At 38.3% G+C, this 16,896-nt stretch carries 22 protein-coding genes; 16 read left to right on the top strand and 6 right to left on the bottom strand.

Annotated elements, in window-relative coordinates; all coding sequences use genetic code 11:
• Positions 1-29 precede the first annotated feature (29 nt).
• The 5 genes from PLANO_RS10230 to PLANO_RS10210 all read left to right on the top strand — a co-directional run bounded on the left by PLANO_RS10230 (position 30) and on the right by PLANO_RS10210 (position 4,494).
• Positions 30-1,910 (top strand): cytochrome c oxidase subunit I, encoded by a 1,881-nt coding sequence (locus tag PLANO_RS10230; protein WP_038704349.1) that lies wholly within the window; start codon positions 30-32, stop codon positions 1,908-1,910.
• Positions 1,900-2,526, top strand: a complete 627-nt coding sequence (locus PLANO_RS10225; RefSeq protein WP_038704348.1) for a cytochrome (ubi)quinol oxidase subunit III — start codon at positions 1,900-1,902, stop codon at positions 2,524-2,526. The genes PLANO_RS10230 and PLANO_RS10225 overlap by 11 nt, the downstream gene beginning before the upstream one ends.
• Entirely contained in the window at positions 2,526-2,858 is a 333-nt protein-coding gene (gene ctaF, locus PLANO_RS10220; RefSeq protein ID WP_038704347.1) for a cytochrome c oxidase subunit IVB, read from the top strand. Before PLANO_RS10225 ends, ctaF begins: the two co-directional genes overlap by 1 nt.
• A gap of 224 nt (positions 2,859-3,082) precedes the next feature.
• Complete coding sequence (gene ctaG / locus PLANO_RS10215) at positions 3,083-4,006, top strand: cytochrome c oxidase assembly factor CtaG (protein ID WP_038704346.1); 924 nt, start codon at positions 3,083-3,085, stop codon at positions 4,004-4,006.
• Positions 4,007-4,032: 26 nt separating this feature from the next.
• A complete protein-coding gene (locus tag PLANO_RS10210; RefSeq protein ID WP_038704345.1) occupies positions 4,033-4,494 on the top strand; it encodes a DUF420 domain-containing protein in 462 nt (153 codons plus the stop codon).
• A gap of 45 nt (positions 4,495-4,539) precedes the next feature.
• On the opposite strand, the gene ytvI is transcribed toward PLANO_RS10210, so the two are convergent.
• Together ytvI and PLANO_RS10200 are read right to left on the bottom strand one after the other, a co-directional pair.
• Positions 4,540-5,595, bottom strand: a complete 1,056-nt coding sequence (gene ytvI, locus PLANO_RS10205; protein ID WP_038704344.1) for a sporulation integral membrane protein YtvI — start codon at positions 5,593-5,595, stop codon at positions 4,540-4,542.
• 86 nt (positions 5,596-5,681) lie between these two features.
• On the bottom strand, positions 5,682-6,047 hold the full coding sequence (locus PLANO_RS10200; protein WP_038704343.1) for a YugN family protein: 366 nt from the start codon (positions 6,045-6,047) through the stop codon (positions 5,682-5,684).
• A 144-nt stretch (positions 6,048-6,191) separates the two neighbouring features.
• On the opposite strand from PLANO_RS10200, the gene PLANO_RS10195 reads away from it, so the two are divergent.
• A complete protein-coding gene (locus PLANO_RS10195) occupies positions 6,192-7,256 on the top strand; it encodes a CAP domain-containing protein (protein WP_038704342.1) in 1,065 nt (354 codons plus the stop codon).
• A gap of 4 nt (positions 7,257-7,260) precedes the next feature.
• Here the strand turns inward: PLANO_RS10195 and PLANO_RS10190 are convergent, their stop codons facing one another.
• Positions 7,261-7,743, bottom strand: coding sequence for a PaaI family thioesterase (locus tag PLANO_RS10190; RefSeq protein ID WP_038704341.1), 483 nt, complete (start codon positions 7,741-7,743; stop codon positions 7,261-7,263).
• A gap of 74 nt (positions 7,744-7,817) precedes the next feature.
• Here PLANO_RS10190 and PLANO_RS10185 point away from each other — a divergent pair, with 74 nt between their 5' ends.
• Positions 7,818-8,264 (top strand): YlbF/YmcA family competence regulator, encoded by a 447-nt coding sequence (locus PLANO_RS10185; protein WP_008430709.1) that lies wholly within the window; start codon positions 7,818-7,820, stop codon positions 8,262-8,264.
• Positions 8,265-8,314: 50 nt separating this feature from the next.
• Here the strand turns inward: PLANO_RS10185 and PLANO_RS10180 are convergent, their stop codons facing one another.
• Positions 8,315-9,223 carry a glycerophosphodiester phosphodiesterase family protein gene (locus PLANO_RS10180; protein ID WP_038704340.1) on the bottom strand — a complete coding sequence of 303 codons (909 nt, stop codon included), beginning with the start codon at positions 9,221-9,223 and terminating at the stop codon, positions 8,315-8,317.
• Between the two features lie 131 nt (positions 9,224-9,354).
• Between PLANO_RS10180 and PLANO_RS10175 the strand changes: the two genes are divergently transcribed.
• Positions 9,355-9,627 carry a YlbG family protein gene (locus PLANO_RS10175; protein ID WP_038704339.1) on the top strand — a complete coding sequence of 91 codons (273 nt, stop codon included), beginning with the start codon at positions 9,355-9,357 and terminating at the stop codon, positions 9,625-9,627.
• Here PLANO_RS10175 and PLANO_RS10170 read toward each other — a convergent pair whose 3' ends face one another.
• Positions 9,628-10,008: a DUF7147 family protein gene (locus PLANO_RS10170; protein WP_038704338.1), complete on the bottom strand. Its 381-nt coding sequence runs from the start codon at positions 10,006-10,008 to the stop codon at positions 9,628-9,630.
• 83 nt (positions 10,009-10,091) lie between these two features.
• On the opposite strand from PLANO_RS10170, the gene rsmD reads away from it, so the two are divergent.
• From rsmD to PLANO_RS10155, 3 genes are all read left to right on the top strand, one after another.
• Positions 10,092-10,667: a 16S rRNA (guanine(966)-N(2))-methyltransferase RsmD gene (gene rsmD, locus PLANO_RS10165; protein WP_038704337.1), complete on the top strand. Its 576-nt coding sequence runs from the start codon at positions 10,092-10,094 to the stop codon at positions 10,665-10,667.
• Positions 10,660-11,139: a pantetheine-phosphate adenylyltransferase gene (coaD, locus tag PLANO_RS10160; protein WP_038704336.1), complete on the top strand. Its 480-nt coding sequence runs from the start codon at positions 10,660-10,662 to the stop codon at positions 11,137-11,139. Before rsmD ends, coaD begins: the two co-directional genes overlap by 8 nt.
• A gap of 72 nt (positions 11,140-11,211) precedes the next feature.
• Positions 11,212-12,237 carry a SepM family pheromone-processing serine protease gene (locus PLANO_RS10155; protein ID WP_038704335.1) on the top strand — a complete coding sequence of 342 codons (1,026 nt, stop codon included), beginning with the start codon at positions 11,212-11,214 and terminating at the stop codon, positions 12,235-12,237.
• Here the strand turns inward: PLANO_RS10155 and PLANO_RS10150 are convergent.
• The gene (locus PLANO_RS10150) at positions 12,225-13,424 is read right to left on the bottom strand and encodes a nucleotidyltransferase (protein WP_038704334.1); all 1,200 of its coding nucleotides are present in this window, start codon (positions 13,422-13,424) and stop codon (positions 12,225-12,227) included. The genes PLANO_RS10155 and PLANO_RS10150 overlap by 13 nt on opposite strands.
• Before the next feature lie 126 nt (positions 13,425-13,550).
• Between PLANO_RS10150 and PLANO_RS10145 the strand changes: the two genes are divergently transcribed.
• The 5 genes from PLANO_RS10145 (at position 13,551) to PLANO_RS10125 (ending at position 16,887) form a co-directional block, all read left to right on the top strand.
• Positions 13,551-14,084, top strand: coding sequence for a YceD family protein (locus PLANO_RS10145; protein WP_038704333.1), 534 nt, complete (start codon positions 13,551-13,553; stop codon positions 14,082-14,084).
• A 24-nt stretch (positions 14,085-14,108) separates the two neighbouring features.
• Positions 14,109-14,285, top strand: coding sequence for a 50S ribosomal protein L32 (gene rpmF, locus PLANO_RS10140; protein ID WP_006828847.1), 177 nt, complete (start codon positions 14,109-14,111; stop codon positions 14,283-14,285).
• Between the two features lie 101 nt (positions 14,286-14,386).
• Entirely contained in the window at positions 14,387-15,139 is a 753-nt protein-coding gene (locus tag PLANO_RS10135; protein ID WP_081976652.1) for an enoyl-CoA hydratase/isomerase family protein, read from the top strand.
• Between the two features lie 186 nt (positions 15,140-15,325).
• On the top strand, positions 15,326-16,675 hold the full coding sequence (locus PLANO_RS10130; RefSeq protein ID WP_038704332.1) for an acetyl-CoA carboxylase biotin carboxylase subunit: 1,350 nt from the start codon (positions 15,326-15,328) through the stop codon (positions 16,673-16,675).
• Positions 16,672-16,887 carry a biotin/lipoyl-containing protein gene (locus PLANO_RS10125; RefSeq protein ID WP_038704331.1) on the top strand — a complete coding sequence of 72 codons (216 nt, stop codon included), beginning with the start codon at positions 16,672-16,674 and terminating at the stop codon, positions 16,885-16,887. The genes PLANO_RS10130 and PLANO_RS10125 overlap by 4 nt, the downstream gene beginning before the upstream one ends.
• Positions 16,888-16,896: the final 9 nt, after the last annotated feature.

Below are 16,896 nucleotides of genomic sequence, written 5' to 3'. Positions count from 1 at the left end.
ATAAAAGTTAAAAAAGGGAGGTTAACAGTGTGAGTTCTATTGCTCAGAAAAAGGGCTTCGGCGCTACAATATGGGACTTCATGACAACGGTCGACCATAAGAAAATTGCGATTTTGTATCTCTTGTCAGGTGGTTTCTTCTTCCTAGTCGGTGGTATTGAAGCAATGATGATCCGTATCCAGTTAGCTAAAGCAGGAAATGATTTCCTAAGTGCTGGAACATTTAACGAAGTTATAACAATGCATGGTACGACAATGATTTTCTTGGCAGCCATGCCGATACTATTAGCTTTCATGAACGCGGTTATGCCTTTGCAAATTGGTGCGCGTGATGTAGCTTTCCCATTCCTTAACTCACTTGGGTTCTGGTTATTCTTCTTTGGTGGAGTTTTCTTAAACCTTTCATGGTTTATGGGAGGCGCACCGGATGCAGGTTGGACGAACTATGCTTCGCTAGCACTTGCATCAGAAGGTCATGGTATTGATTTTTATGCACTTGGATTAACGATATCTGGTTTTGGTACATTAATCGCAGGGATTAACTTCCTTGTTACGATTATTAATATGCGTGCGCCAGGTATGACTTATATGAGAATGCCATTATTTACTTGGACAACTTTTGTTGCTTCCGCTTTGATTTTATTGGCATTCCCACCACTTACAGTTGGACTTTTCTTCATGGTCTTTGACCGTATGTTTGATGCAAACTTCTTTGCAGTTGAAATGGGCGGGAACACGATTATCTGGGAACATTTATTCTGGATCTTCGGTCACCCTGAAGTTTACATTTTGATTTTGCCAGCTTTCGGTATTTTCTCTGAAATCTTTGCAATTTTCTCTCGTAAACGTCTTTTCGGTTACACTGCACTTGTTTTCGCTACAATCCTTATCGGATTTTACGGATTCATGGTTTGGGCTCACCATATGTTCACAGTCGGTTTAGGGCCAACAGCTAACGCTGTTTTTGCTCTAGCAACTATGATCATTGCGGTTCCAACAGGTATCAAAATCTTTAACTGGTTATTAACTATCTGGGGCGGGAACATTTCGTTCACAGTTCCAATGATTTATGCTGTAGCGTTCATTCCTACATTCGTAGCGGGTGGGGTAACAGGAATCATGCAAGCAATCGCGCCTTTGGATTACCAATTGCACGATTCTTACTTTATCGTAGCTCACTTCCATTACGTTATTGTTGGTGGTGTAGTATTAGCGATTTTAGCTGGTACTCATTTATACTGGCCAAAAATGTTTGGAACAATGCTTAGTGAAAAATTAGGAATGTGGACATTCTGGTTCTTCTTTATCGGATTCCATATGACTTTCTTTATTCAGCATTTCCTAGGCTTAATGGGTATGCCACGTCGTGTTTACACGTTCGGAGCTGACCAAGGCTGGGATCTATTTAACGCAATCAGTTCTGCTGGTGCATTATTGATGGCGATTGGTATTATTATCCTGTTAGTGAACGTTGTATTGACAACGATTAAAAACGAGCGTATGGGTAATGATCCATGGGGCGATGGCCGTACATTAGAATGGGCTATTCCATCACCACCACCGTTTTATAACTTTGCACAAACGCCATTAGTTCGTGGTCTTGATACGTACTGGATCGAAAAAATGGATGGCAACAAAAAAGGCATGATTTATGCTGAGCCTCTTGGTGATATACACATGCCAAATGGTTCAATTATTCCTTTCGTGATTTCACTTGGAATGTTCATTGCATCATTCGGAGCATTGTACTTCTTAGACGGCAAGCCTTGGGCGTTAGCTGTATTGATTGGCGGATTGGCATTAATGTTCGGTTCAATGTTACTTCGTTCACTGAAAGATGATTTAGGTTTCTACATTACAAAAGAAGAATTACTAGAAGATGCGAAAGGAGGCAACACAGATGGACATTAAGCAAAAATATACTCCTCAATCTTGGCCTGATCATCCTGAGACGGCTACGTTGGAAGGTAAAAATAAGTTTATTGGTTTCTGGTTGCTTCTTGCTGCAGAGACAGTAACATTTGCTTCACTTTTTGCAACTTACCTTGCATTAAAAGATAAAGGACCAAGCGGCATGGAATTTTCTGCCGCTGGACTTTTTGAACTACCACTTGTTTTTGCAATGACGATGATTCTCTTAACTTCTTCATTAACTAGTGTTTATGCTATGTACCATATGAAAAACTATAATTTTAAAGCCATGCAGGCTTGGTTAGGAATTACAGTCCTATTAGGATTAACATTCCTTGGTTTAGAGATTTATGAGTTTAATCATTACGTCCACTTAGGCTTTGGTTTTACAAACAGTGCATTTAGCTCTGCGTTTTATACTTTAGTCGGGACTCATGGTGCTCACGTACTGTTTGGTCTTAGCTGGTTTATCGCATTGATGATCCGTAACTCAAAACGCGGATTGAATATGTATAATGCACCGAAATTCTATCTTGCATCTTTATACTGGCATTTTATTGACGTAGTATGGGTATTCATCTTTACTGTCGTCTATTTGATGGGAGTGATCGGATAATGGCACACGACACACATGTTCATGTAAGATCACAGAAAGAATTCGAATATATTAAGAAAAAAAGAGCAGAAGAAATGAGAGGTAATTTAGCAACTTTCGCAATTATGATCTTTTTAACATTAATTGCTTTTACAATGGTTGCTGCTGGATTCTCAGTTTACTTGATCGTACCAATCATTCTATTATTGGCAGCTATTCAAGTAGTTCTTCAATTGTATTACTTTATGCACATGAGTGGTAAAGGACACGGGATGGTAGCGTTCTTTATGTATTCTGGTATGTTTGTAGCTTTCATCACGGTTCTAACATTTGTTACAATCATTTGGTGGTAGTCTCTATTTTAAACCCCTTACCTGTAAAGGTAAGGGGTTTTTACATGAATTTAATGAATACGTTGGGTCAAGTAGTAGAGCTTGAATAAGTCTTCCATAGGGACGCCTAGTAAAAAGTCTTAAATAGGCATGCAGCTAGATTTTAATTGTTCATAGTTCGTTCATTGATATAGTTTGTCTGCCGCTATATAATGAGGGTACTTGAGGAAAAGGAGGTACCAAACATGCCAATTAGTATCTTCGGGTTCCAGGCTCTATGGAGTCCTATTTACTTAGCAGTCCTCGTTTTGGTAACGATATTATATTTCTTAATCACTGTGAAGTGGCGTGGTAAGTTTAAAGACAATCAAGCTCTTACTAAAAAAGAAGCTACTTTTTTTGTTTCAGGCATGATTTTACTTTATATCATAAAAGGTTCACCAGTTGATTTATATGGTCATATCTTATTTACCATGCATATGGTTCAGATGGCTTTGTTGTTGCTATTAGCAGCTCCGCTGTTGATTATGGGGATTCCAACTTACATTTGGAGAGCATTTATTGTTCTTCCTGTCGTTAGACCATTATTCAACTTATTTACAAATCCCATGTTAGCTTTAATTTTGTTTGGAATGGTCTTTTCGTTTTATCACATTCCGATGGTGTTTGACTTTGTTAAAAAAGATATTTGGCTTCATGGACTTGTTAATATTATTTTGTTTACATCCGCTTTGTTTTATTGGTGGCCAGTTGTCAATCGAGTTGAGGGCATGCACAAATTCCACGGCTTAAAAAAATTAGGTTATTTGTTTGGGTTAAGTGTTTTAGTAACGCCAGCATGTGCCATGATTATATTTAGTGGAACGCCTTTTTATGCGACTTATACAGATGGAGAAGCCTGGTTGCAAGCTATGGCATTATGTGTTCCTGCTGGAACATTGTCACAATTGAATTTGTCTGGTCCGGAATTATTTTCAAGTATGTCTACGCTTGAAGATCAACGTACAGGCGGGATTACAATGAAAATTATTCAAGAGCTTGTTTTTACTGCTTTCATTTGGATGGTCTTCCATGAGTGGCTAAAAAATGAGACAGATAATGCAGATGAAATTACTGCTAAAACCTTGCAAGATCGAAAAGATATGGATTTCCACAGACACAACGCATAACGAACTATAAAGGAGAATAACTTAAAATGAATTTGCCGCTATTGCCAACGATTAGTACATTTTTTATTGTATTAAGCGCAATTTTAGTAGCGATTGGCTGGAATTTAGTTCGTCGTCGTAAAATTGAAGCTCATAAGAAAGTAATGGTAGCAGCGGGTGCTGCTGCATTAACTTTCTTTATCATATACATGTCTCGAACAATATTCATTGGAAATACCGCATTTGGTGGCCCTGATGAGTTAAAAATTTTTTATACGGTATTTCTAATATTCCATATCACTTTGGCGACTACAGGTGGCATCATGGGCTTGATTACGATCTATTGGGGTTGGAAAAATCAATTAGCCAAACATCGTAAAATTGGACCAATCACGAGTGTCGTGTGGTTTTCTACAGCGATAACAGGAGTTATGGTTTATTTATTGCTTTATGTATTTTACGAAGGTGGCCACACTACTTCAGTGTTTAAAGCTATTTTAGGTGGATAGAAAAAAGGAATCTCTTAGTGGTCTACCACTAAGAGATTCCTTTTTTTATACTTTAAAATCTATTTTTATCATACCTGCTTCACGTGCTGAAGTGAAAAGAATCACAATTAAAGGTCCAATAAAGAACCCGAGGAATCCAAGAAGTTGAAGACCAATGAACATAGCGATTAAAGTCGCTAAAGGAGATAGACCAATCTGTGTACCCATCACTTTAGGTTCCACTGTTCGTCTAATAATTAACAGAACAAGTGCTAAGATTGCCAATTGTGTTCCAAACACAACATCACCTGTGATAAATTCGTAAGCAAACCATGGCGTTAAAACGATGATCGAGCCTAGAATAGGAATAAAATCGACAACCCAAATGACAAGTGACATAACCAATGCATATTCTGGAACAATAAAAGCTAAAGTTATAAGTGAAACAATAAAAATAATACAACTAACAAGAAATTGTGCTTTTAAGAAACCAAAGATCACTTTATTTAAGCGAGCAAACATAAAACGAACTTTCTCAGCAGTTGAATCTTTTAAACGTTTAAAAAGCAAAGTTTTTAGATCTGGTAAATCGAGCATAAATAAGAACAATGCAATTAAAAAGACGATAAAGCTTACAAGAAACGAAGGAATGCCGGTCAATAAATTTGAAACGGTATCGTAATTTATAATGGATAAGACCCAATTCCGTATGCCTTCCATAAAACTAACTAATTCTGTTTCAAATGAGGATACGACTTCGACAGGCATATCTTGTGTTGAGCGAAAGAAAAATCGTTGGAATTCATCCCACATGACAGAAAGTGAATTCGTATATTCCGGTACCATTTTCGTGAATTGTATAATTCTCCCTATTAATTGTGTGACAATCCAATACAACAAGGCTGATACAACTAATAAAAATAAAATAAACACGGATATAACAGCAGACTTTCTATGCCATTTGAATCTTTTATGTATGAAATTTACAAAAGGTTCCAAAAAGATAGCGGTAATTAATGCAACTATCAATGGAATCGATACAGGTAATATGTATACTGATATTAAGATTAAAACGGCTATTATGATAGCAATCGTTACTGTTTTTTTCGTTAACCACTTCACTTATCGAAATCCTCCTTAGGAAGTTGAAGTATTTAAAGATTGTTTTAAAAAAACCGCAGTTCAATTGTTGAACTGCGGACTTTTTTTTATACGCTGATTTCGAAAGCTTTGACTTCTTTTTTAATAGAATCCAAAATTCCGATGCAAGTTTTAATCAAATGTTCTGGGAAATGTTCGTCTTCGCCGTACTCTACACCATGTGGATAATAGTGTTTACCTAGTACTGGTTTCATAACGCGCATTGTCGCATCATTTGAATCTACATCTCCATCAGTAGCATAAGCAAATACGCGCAAATAATAAGTGCCTTCGCGTACGATAAACTTGCGATCATAAGTGACTCGCTCGTAATCCCACTGGCCTTCTTTAGTCAAGGCATGGTTGTTCATGATGCTTTCAAGTAAAGCGATATCTACGTGAATGTTTTCAAGTCCTGTATTTTCAAAATACATAGGATCTCTCCTCCTCTATAACAAAAAAGACTACATACTCCTTTAATAATAGATCATAATTTAAGTTGTTGCAATGGCTAGATTGTGTCAGTGTAGAGGCGACTGGTATAATTGAGAAGATACAATAGTAAAGGAGCTGCTCGATTGAAAGACTTATTGCGTATTATGATATTTCTATCGATAGTTCTTATCGGTTTATTTTACTTAGATCCATCAGTTAATGAAAACGATATTCTAGAAGCTCCGCGAACAGCAGAGCCAATGCCTAGTGATCAAATAACCGATGAATCGTTAAATGTGGATCGCCCATCTACAGGAATATCAAGTTATATAGGTAAATCAAGTGACAAATGGATCGAGCAGTACGGAAAACCTGACCGGATAGAATCATCAGCGTACGGCTATGATTGGTGGGTTTATAATGCTAGTTATGCCCAGTATACAATGGCTGGGATTAAAGACGGTAACGTCGTTCAAGCTTATACAACAGGTACTGCTGTTGACGTTACACCCTATAAAATTGGCCAGACCCTCGACGAACTGTATAGATTTACAATTTTAGAAAATGAAGTAACGGTTAAATACGAAGATAGTATTTATACATTTAATGTTACTGCCGAAGATATGGATAAACGTATTTTAGTGAAGTTTGATGATGTTTATGCGCAGTTATATATTGATTCTATTGATCGTGTTTTAGAGGCAGTCCGTTTTATGGATACAGAAACCTTGGTTAGACATTTGCCATACGACATGATGTTTTCTGGAGAATTGCTTCCGGTTCAAACACCTTCATCAATCATGCAACAATCTATAGATGAAGCAAACGCTAGACAAGTAATAGATCTCGTTAATATATATCGCCTAAAACATGGAGCAAGACCGCTAACTTATAATCCACAAATAAGTGCGGTAGCAGAGGCTAACAGTGAAGACATGGCAAAGCAAAATTTCACTTCAGAAGAAATAGAGTTTAAAGACTTGCACGCACGTTTACAAGAAAGTGATATTAGTTTTAAACAGGCAGCTGTAAATACGGCTGCACGTTATTACGACCCGGCAGAAACAGTTCATGGCTGGATTAATTCAGAGGCTCATCGAAATACCCTTCTTAGTGACGAATACGATCAAACAGGTGTTGGGGTATTTGGTAAATACTATACTCAAATTTTTCTGGAAGAAAAACCTGTTATTGCCTCTGAGCAATAACAGGTTATTTTTTTGGAACAATAAAAAATGAGCCAGTAGCAGTGGCTATATGTTTGCCATCTTCTTGCAAAATATCACTTTCAATGACCATGGTATGTCTGCCATTGCGTATTAACCGTGCATGAGCACTTATAGAGGCTTCATCTGCCACTGCTAAGTAATGTATCGTCAAGTTAGTTGTAACAGCGCTAAACCCCTCTAAACACTTGCTATTCGCCAGAGTACCCATAGCTGTGTCAATTAGCACTGCAAGAATTCCACCGTGAGGTATAGCCATTGTATTGTGGATAAAAGGAGTATTCGGTATAGAAACAACAGAAGAGTGGTCTTCTAAGTTGCGTGTCATATTTAAACTAGCGCTTAAATAGGTAGAAAATTCACCTTGCTGCTTTTTCTCGAAGTTGTTTAAATAATCGCTTAAAATTTGGATATCTTCATTGCTACTTTGTTTTATAATGTGCGCGAATTGCTCGACAAGTTTATTCATGTTGACAATCCTTTCAAGTCTGTAGTGAAATGCGAAAATATCTGCTATGATTAAAATGTAAGGGAGGAAATGCTATGATTATGACCTACGAATGGGCTGAAATAACTGACTTTGCAGACGAGTTAAGCCAAATGATCCTACAATCAGAGCAAGCTGACCTTTATCGAGAAGCTCATGCCTCTGTCTATAACGATAAAAATCTAGCGAACGAAATTCTTGCTTTTGCCAGATTAAAAGACCAATACGAAGAAGTTCAGCGCTTTGGGAAATACCACCCTGAATATTCTCGAGTGATGAAGCAAATCCGTGTGGATAAGCGACGCTTAGATCTCAATGAAAAAGTAGCCAATCTGCGTTTAATGGAAAATGAATTACAAGATTTAATCGATCAAGTAAGTTTCATTATTGGCAGATCTGTATCTGAAGCAGTTAAAATACCGTCTACAAATCCATTTTTCTCATCAGATTCTTCATGTGGTGGAAGCTGTGGTACAGGCGGCGGTTGTTCTTGCTCCGCTTAATAATTCCATAAAAAAAGTGCAACGCTTGCGTTGCACTTTTTTTAATCCAATTAAACTTCTAATTCTGATATAAGTGATAAAGCTAAATCAGGACGATCGGTAATGATACCTTTTGCTCCAGCTGCGATTAAAGTTCTCATCGCATTTGGTTCATCAATAACCCAGTAATGTACAGGAATATTCAAGTTGTCCAAAAACGCAATAAATCGTGCCGAGTCTAGTCGGAAAACAGAAGATTTAGTAGGGATTTGAAATACATCTGCACGCGGCTGGTACAAGTGACCAAACTGGCTAGTAAAAGCTGTATAAGCTTTTCTAATCTCGTTTTCTCCTGCACCAATAGCTATGCGGTTTTGTGCATATAAATTGAAACGATCGATTTGTTCGTCATAAAAAGAAGTCACGACTATTCGATCGTGTGCACCAAGTGAATCGATCAAGCGCCATAATTTTGAAGGCACTAAACTTCCTTCATATGTTTCAGGAGCATCTTTAATATCAATATTGATATACATTTGTGGGAACTTTTCAATTAGTTCACGCAGTAATACAACTTTTTCGTTTTTTCCACGATAAGAATGTTGGCCATCTAAATCAATAAAATGATACCCAAGATCAAAAGTTCTTAATTGTTCGAGAGTTAAGTCAGCCACTCTTCCTGCACCATCTGTTGTGCGATCGATGTATTCATCATGGAAAACAAGAATTTCTTCGTCACTTGTCATGCGAATATCAACTTCAAAGCCATTAACTCCGAGCTCGGCTGAATGATTAAATGCTGCAAGTGTATTTTCAGGTGCTAATTTAGCGCCACCTCGATGTGCAAGAACAATCGGACGTTCGTAATTTAATACTTCTTTTGCAGGACGTTGATTAGGGTTTGCCAAAACTTTAGAACCTGCCCAAGCCGCTGCTCCAACAGCTGCAGCTGCTAAACCGATTTTCGTCTTTTTTCCCATTCTGTAAATTCCCTCCTTAGATTTCTATCATAAAAACAGTATATCGAATAAAGGACTATACTGACAGTTTATTCGGTTGCGGCTTTTTTCTTTCCTATGGTATTCTAGAAGCTAAGAAAAGAGGGATAGTTATGCATGATCGCCAAGGGCTCATTGTCTATGTGCATCATTTGAAACAAGCGAAATCGCTAAGAAAGTTCGGACATGTTCATTTTATCTCCCGAAAATTAAAATATGTGGTTCTTTATATGGACCAAGATATGATTGAACCGACTAAAACAAAATTAAATAAATTACCTTACGTCAAACAAGTACTAGAATCTTATCGCCCATTTTTAAAAACCGAATATGAAAACGCCAAGCCGGATAAAGCAAAAGAATACGATTACAAAATCGGTCTTTAATTATTGCATTGGCGGAATATAATGATTTAATCTTAAAACTGAAATTAAATGACTGTGATAGAATTTTTTATCTGCATATATGGATGAGTGCTTAACTTCCATTTTGATTGGCGTATGTCCCAATTTGGTGACAATTTCCTCAAAAACCGCTAAGCGCTTTGAATCCATTGGAATTCCTTCGCGGCAAAGATAGATCGGCATAAAGTTTCCTTCTGAAGCTGGTTTGAATGCCGCAGCAATTGACAATACATCTTGACCTTGTGGATTGGTCGAAACAAATACAAATCCATGCATAAAGCGTTGTTGATTACTTGTGATAAGTTCGCGGAGTTCATAGATATCTCCGTACCCTTCTCCTAGCTCAATAAAACGTTGAATCATCATTTCACGTCCTTTCCAGTCTCCATTTTACCATTAGGCGATTAAAATGCATTAAGAAAATCAATAAAGTTAGAGGCGATAGTATGCGAGTAGTAGCGGGCTCTGTAAAAGGAATACCCTTGAAAGCGGTACCTGGCAATTCGACCAGACCTACAACTGATAAAGTAAAAGAGTCTATTTTCAATATGATTGGCCCTTTTTTTGATGGTGGGTATGCAATAGATTTATTTGCTGGAAGTGGGGGACTTGGCATTGAAGCGCTAAGTCGTGGAATAGACCATGTCATTTTCACCGATAAAGACAAACGTGCTGTTGAAACAATCCAAGCTAATCTTGAAAAAGTTCGTTTAACTGATCGTGCTGAAGTCCACCGGGCAGATGCAGAGCGTGCAGTTAAAGCAATTAAGAAAAACGGTATTCAAGCAAGGTTATTATTTTTAGATCCCCCTTATCATATGAAAAAGTCTTATGACCTGATGGACAAAGCTGGAGATTTAGACATTGTAACTAAAGATGCAATAGTTGTTTGTGAACATGATCGGAATGTTGATTTACCAGACCGCACTAAGTATTTCGAACGCTATAAAAAAGAACTTTATGGAAGCACAATTATTTCAATTTACCGTTACCAAGGGGAAGAGGGAGAACATATTGACTAAAATCGCTGTAGTTCCAGGAAGTTTTGATCCAATTACAATGGGACACCTGGATATTATTAAAAGAGCGTCCACTATTTTTGATGAAGTAAAAGTAGTTGTTATGAACAATTCTTCAAAAAATCCGTTGTTTGATGTGAACGAAAGAATGAATTTAATTGCGGAAGTGACACAATCGATTCCAAACGTCAAAGTAGATTCTTTTTCAGGATTATTAATCGATTATTCGGTTGAAGTAAAAGCAAATGCGATTATTCGTGGACTGCGAGCAGTCAGCGATTTTGAATATGAAATGCAGATTACTTCTATGAACCGTTTTTTAAATGAAAACATTGAAACTTTGTTCATGATTTCAAACAATCAATACTCTTTCCTTAGTTCAAGTATCGTAAAAGAAGTAGCGAAGTACCAAGGGAATATAACGGGGTTAGTTCCAGAAGCCGTTGAAAAAGCTCTTCATGAAAAATTTCAATAAGTCACGAAATTCGTGGCTTTTTTCTTATTTCAAAATATAAAAAGTATATAGGTCGCTAAAAGGAGGGATACTATGAAAAACAAACGATTATTTATTTTTCTTATCGTGATGGCACTAGTCGTTTACTTATCCTCTTATCAGCTAGATGCTTATGTGACAAAGCCAGGCGGTGCATATGAGCTAGCACCATTAGTTAAAGTGGTAGATGGAGATGAAGATGACGAAGGAACGCTTAGTTTAATGACGGTGTCGATGCTGACGGCAACACCTGCTTTATATGTCTGGGCAAAACTCCAAGATGGCTACAAAGTGTTACAACCAGAGCAGGTACGAAGTCCTCACGAAAGCGATGAAGAATACAATGTACGTCAATTAAAACTAATGTCTGATTCACAAGTAAATGCATTGCAAATAGCTTTTGAACAAGCAGAATTACCATATGAAATTAACAATAATGGCGTTTTTGTTTTAAGTGTCCTAGATGGTGGGGCAGCGGATGATATTTTAGCGCCAGGTGATCGTGTACTTGAAATCGATGGCACTAAATATACGGAGATGCAACAGTTGATTGATTACTTAAGTGATAAGAAAGATGGCGAAACGGTAAAAGTACTTTATGAAAGAGAAGAGCGAGAAATTAGTACGGAAATCAAATTAGCACCATTGCCAACCGACCCGAAGCGAATCGGCTTAGGGATTTCTTTTGTAGAAGATAAGAGCATTCAAACGACTCCTGAAGTTGAAATTGATTCGGAAAAAATTGGTGGTCCATCGGCGGGGTTGATGTTTACACTGGAAATTCTTAATCAATTGGTAGAAGAGGACATTACGAAAGGATATGACATTGCGGGCACTGGAACAATGGAAAGTGATGGTTCTGTCGGAAGAATCGGTGGAATTGACCAAAAAATCATGGCAGCCGATTCCGCAGATATCGATATTTTCTTTGCACCGAACGAACCGGTAGAAGGTGGGGGCGATAGCAATTATACAATAGCTGTCGAAACTGCAGAGAAAATCGGCACAGACATGAAAGTTATTCCTGTAGATACAATTGAAGATGCCTTAGGTTTTTTGGAAGGGCTTCAACCTCGATAAATTGGTGGAGTCGTAAATTCTTTCTTCAAATCGACAGATCCCATACCTTGCAAATACATCGTAGTCGCATGAATATCTAGTTTTCCCATTGAGTCGCTCAGATCAGCTGCGCGGCTAATGAGGGGAAGCCTGATATTCTTTTTTTTATGGTTTAAATAGTTTTTCCCAGTACTAGACATGCCGAGAAGGCGAATGTAGCTAGGTAATTGATAAGAGCGTAGCATTTCCCAAGTAAAGCCTGTATAAATATGAGTCAGCATACGCTGTATTCGTGTACGAGTATAACGTTTTGATTTGACGAGGGACATAAAATTTTCAAAGTTATCTGCAGTTTTTGCAGATTGGTAGATTAAGTTTTCAATACCTTCTGTTACTTCAGCGAAAGATTTTAAGCTTTCAGGACCTTCACGTAAAATTGTAAAGCGAAGTAATGGATAAAATTTCTCCCAGCTGCCAAAGTTGCCGTATTCTTGCTCAGCTTTTAGTAAAGCTGTAATTGAGCTTTGTGGCATATAAGTAGACAATTCCTCTACGGAATTTCCTTTAAAGAAAGCTTCGCGGATACCTGTAGCGCTAGCAATCGGTAGTCCCTCCTTGATCGGATCATGGAAATTTGCGCCAATTCGCTGAATGGTCAATGGTCTAATAGAAGAACCTAGACGTTGAGCAGCCTCGAGGTAATGGAACCCTAAAATATTATTAGGTTGTGTCAAGTCAGCAAATTCAACCTGATCACCTATCAGTGAGAGATAAGCATTGTTTAAAGCTTTTGGATAACTAATCCCAGTTTGGATAGCTTCATGGATAAATGCTTGGTATTCAGCCGCATGCTCAGTTAAAAGCTGCAGAGAATTCAAAAAAGGAGTTATTTGACCTTGTTCGCTTCCAAAGCAAAAAGATTCGCAACCAATTGCGTCAAGCAATGCGACACCACCTTTAGCAAAATCAGAAGCTTGGGCTGTCGCATAAATATAGGGAAGTTCAATTACTAAGTCAATGCCAGCATCAAGAGCCATTTGAGTACGTGTCCATTTATCGACAAATGCCGGTTCACCGCGTTGCAAAAACTGACCGCTCATAACGGCAATGACAAGGTCAGCCCCAGACTCGGTACGTGCTTGCTGTGCGTGATGAAGGTGACCATTATGTAAAGGATTGTACTCAACAATAATTCCTACAGCTTTCATTCTGCTCACCTCTTTGGTAGAATTAACTCTAGTATACCGATGTTTGAAATAGAGTGACAAGATTTTTTCTTGACATCTTTTTCTGTGCATTATATAATCAACTTTGTTGTCTTGAGGTGATTACTTATGAAAATAGCGATTCAACAGCTACAAAAGCATCGCAAAGACGGACTACCAATTGACCAAATGGTTCATTTGGATGCAGTGAAATCACGGAATAGCGATATTCGGAAAATTTCACCTGTACATGTTACAGGAAATTGCACAATTGGTTCGCAACAATTAACGTGCCAACTCCATCTCGAAGGTATGCTCACGCTACCTTGTGCTAGAACTTGGGAGGATGTTGAGTTTCCGATAAATGTTGATACGGTTGAAATCTTCGATTGGTCTGGTAATGGCCAAGAAGATAAGCTTAGTGATGTTCACTTTGTAGAAACTGAAGTTATTAATCTTCAGCCGATACTAGAAGAACTCGTTTTGCTAGAGATTCCGATTCAAGTATTTAAGGAAGACGCTGATCAAGCCGTTATAAAAGGCGGAAATGATTGGTCGTATTCAACAGACGAAGAGTACGAAGCAGAGAAAGAAGCGGCACCACCAAAACCGGATCCAAGACTTGCTGATTTAGCAAAGTATTTTGATCAGTCAGATGAATAGAATTAGTGTAAGGAGGTGTCACCAATGGCTGTACCAGCTAGAAGAACGTCCAAAACCGCTAAAAGAAAGCGCCGTACACATTTTAAATTGTCAGTGCCGGGCATGGTAATTTGCCCAAGCTGTGGCGAAAGTAAATTGGCTCACCACGTCTGCAAAGCATGTGGATCATACAAAGGGAAAGAAGTAGTAGCAAGCAAATAAAACAGTATTTGCTGCTGAAAGGCTATTGAGAGGCCATGGCTCTCGATAGCCTTTTTCTCTATATATAAATAAGTAGATTTTGGCAGAAGAGAGGGATTCTATTGTCTTATACGATAAATCTAACGGACGGCATTATGACATTTACGATTGACCGACCTGAAATTCGCAACGCCATTAATATTGAAGTAACCGAAGGTCTTGAAAAACTAGTAGAAAGAGCAAAACACCCTTTAGTCCGGATGGTCATCATTACCGCTTCGGGTAAACAAGCTTTTTGTTCAGGTGGAGATTTATCCGTTTTTCATACTCTTCGGACAGAACAACAGGCTTATGGCATGCTCAAACGGGTAAGCGATGTGCTGTATTCGATCAAAACGCTGCCTGTACCGGTAGTTGCCATTGTTAATGGTGTTGCTGTTGGTGGAGGGTGTGAAATCGCTACAGCATGTGATTATAGGCTTGTATGGGATCATGCAAAATGTGGCTTTATCCAAGGTACGCTTGCTATTACCAGTGGATGGGGTGGCGGTACATACTTGTTAGAAAATTTACAGCATGACAAAGCATTAAAAATGCTTAGTGAAGCTAAAGTTTATACAGCACCCGAATTAAAAGAACTAGGTTGGGCATCGGCTATTATTCATGAAGAGCAAGACATCGAAATATTTTTCGAACGTATGAAAAATATTCATCCAGATGTTCACCGAGCTTATAAAGAAATGGCTATTCGCAAATGGCAAAAAACAGATTTACAAGAACGTGTTGAACAAGAAGTTCAAAGATGTGCCGTTTTATGGGAAAAAGACCCTCATCACGATGCGGTTGATCGCTTTCTTAATAAACCGAAAAAATGAAACCTTTCTAGTGAAGGTTTCTTTTTTTGAAAATGAAAAAGGATTATACTAGCTCGTAATGATCGATTTATAAACCAAAACAAATAAAAAACACAAAATAAAAGAAATATTTTAGTGAATAGTTGAAATCGCTTACAAAATTCGTATATGCTATAGAAGGGAGAAAACATAGGGGGTATTTCAAATATGAAAAAAATCCTAATTGCGAACCGAGGAGAGATTGCACGTAGAATTATTCGCACGTGTAATCGTCTTGGGATCGAAACGGTAGCAATTCACTCTGAGGCTGATGGGGATCTGCCTTACGTTAGTGAAGCTACTGAAGCTGTACTGATCGGTCCAAATCCGGTCGTACAGTCTTATTTACAAGTTGAAAAAATCATAAAAGAAGCAAAAGAACGTGGAGCTGACGGAATTCACCCTGGCTATGGGTTGCTGTCTGAAAATGCCGATTTTGCTCGTAAAGTTGCAGAAGCGGGGATGGTTTTTATAGGACCTTCAAGTGATATCATTGAAAAAATGGGTGACAAAATTGAGTCGCGTAAAACGATGATACAAGCTGGAGTGCCGGTAGTACCCGGAACTGAAGAAGGCGTTAAAACGCTAGAAGATGCTTTACACGAAGCGGCGACGATCGGTTATCCGCTCATGCTAAAAGCTAGTGCGGGCGGCGGCGGCATTGGCATGGTTCGTTGTGAAAGTGAGCAAGCGCTCACTCAGCAATTTGACTCAGTCAAAAATCGTGCCAAAGCTTATTTTGGAGACGATGTAGTTTATCTCGAAAAATTCATTGCAGATGCACGTCACATCGAAGTCCAAATTTTTGGTGATCATCATGGCAACCTCGTTCATTTATATGAACGAAATTGTTCTGTTCAACGCCGCAACCAGAAAGTAATCGAAGAATCACCTTCACCAAACTTGCCGGAAGAAGTGCGTGAACAGCTTTGTGCAGCTGCACTTAAGGCTGGGAAAGCTGTGAATTATACGAATGCAGGAACTGTCGAATTTATCGTCGATGCCAACAATGAATTTTATTTCTTAGAAATGAATACACGTTTGCAAGTCGAACATCCGGTTACTGAAGAAGTTACTGGACTTGATTTGGTTGAATGGCAATTAAATGTCGCTAATGGTGCAAAACTTCCGGCACAAGATACGATTCAAACGCATGGACATGCAATTGAATACCGTGTTTATGCGGAAGATCCTAAAACCTTTTTCCCATCACCAGGCAAGCTTGAAAAGCTTCAATGGGGAGAAGGAGCACGAATCGAAACAGGTTACGAAGAAGGTAATTTAGTCACACCTTTTTATGATCCGATGATTTCTAAAATTATTATTCACGGTGTGAATCGTGAAGAAGCATTGTCGAAGTCACAAGCATTTTTTAATGATGTTACAATTAATGGTGTAAAAACCAATATTTCTTTGTTTAAGGATTTTATTGGTTCAGAACAATTTGTTTCGGGTGACTATGCTACTGCAGTGTTGCCACAATGGATGGAAAAAACTAAGGAGGAACACACATTATGAAAGAACTTAAAGCGTCAATGGCAGGAACGGTATTAAATGTATTAGCAGCTGAAGGACAAGCAATTACTCCAGGACAAGCTGTTTTAACAATCGAATCAATGAAAATGGAAATTCCGGTAGAAGCTGAATTTGGCGGAACAGTTGAAAAAGTTCACGTTGAAGTGGGCGGTTTTGTTAACGAAGGCGATTTGTTGATCACAGTAGGCGAGTAATCGTTTTAA

The sequence above is a fragment of the Planococcus sp. PAMC 21323 genome (assembly GCF_000785555.1).
Taxonomy (GTDB): Bacteria; Bacillota; Bacilli; order Bacillales_A; family Planococcaceae; genus Planococcus.
The sequence above is the reverse complement of the archived record's forward strand: the minus strand, read 5'-3'. Positions and strand labels throughout refer to the sequence as shown.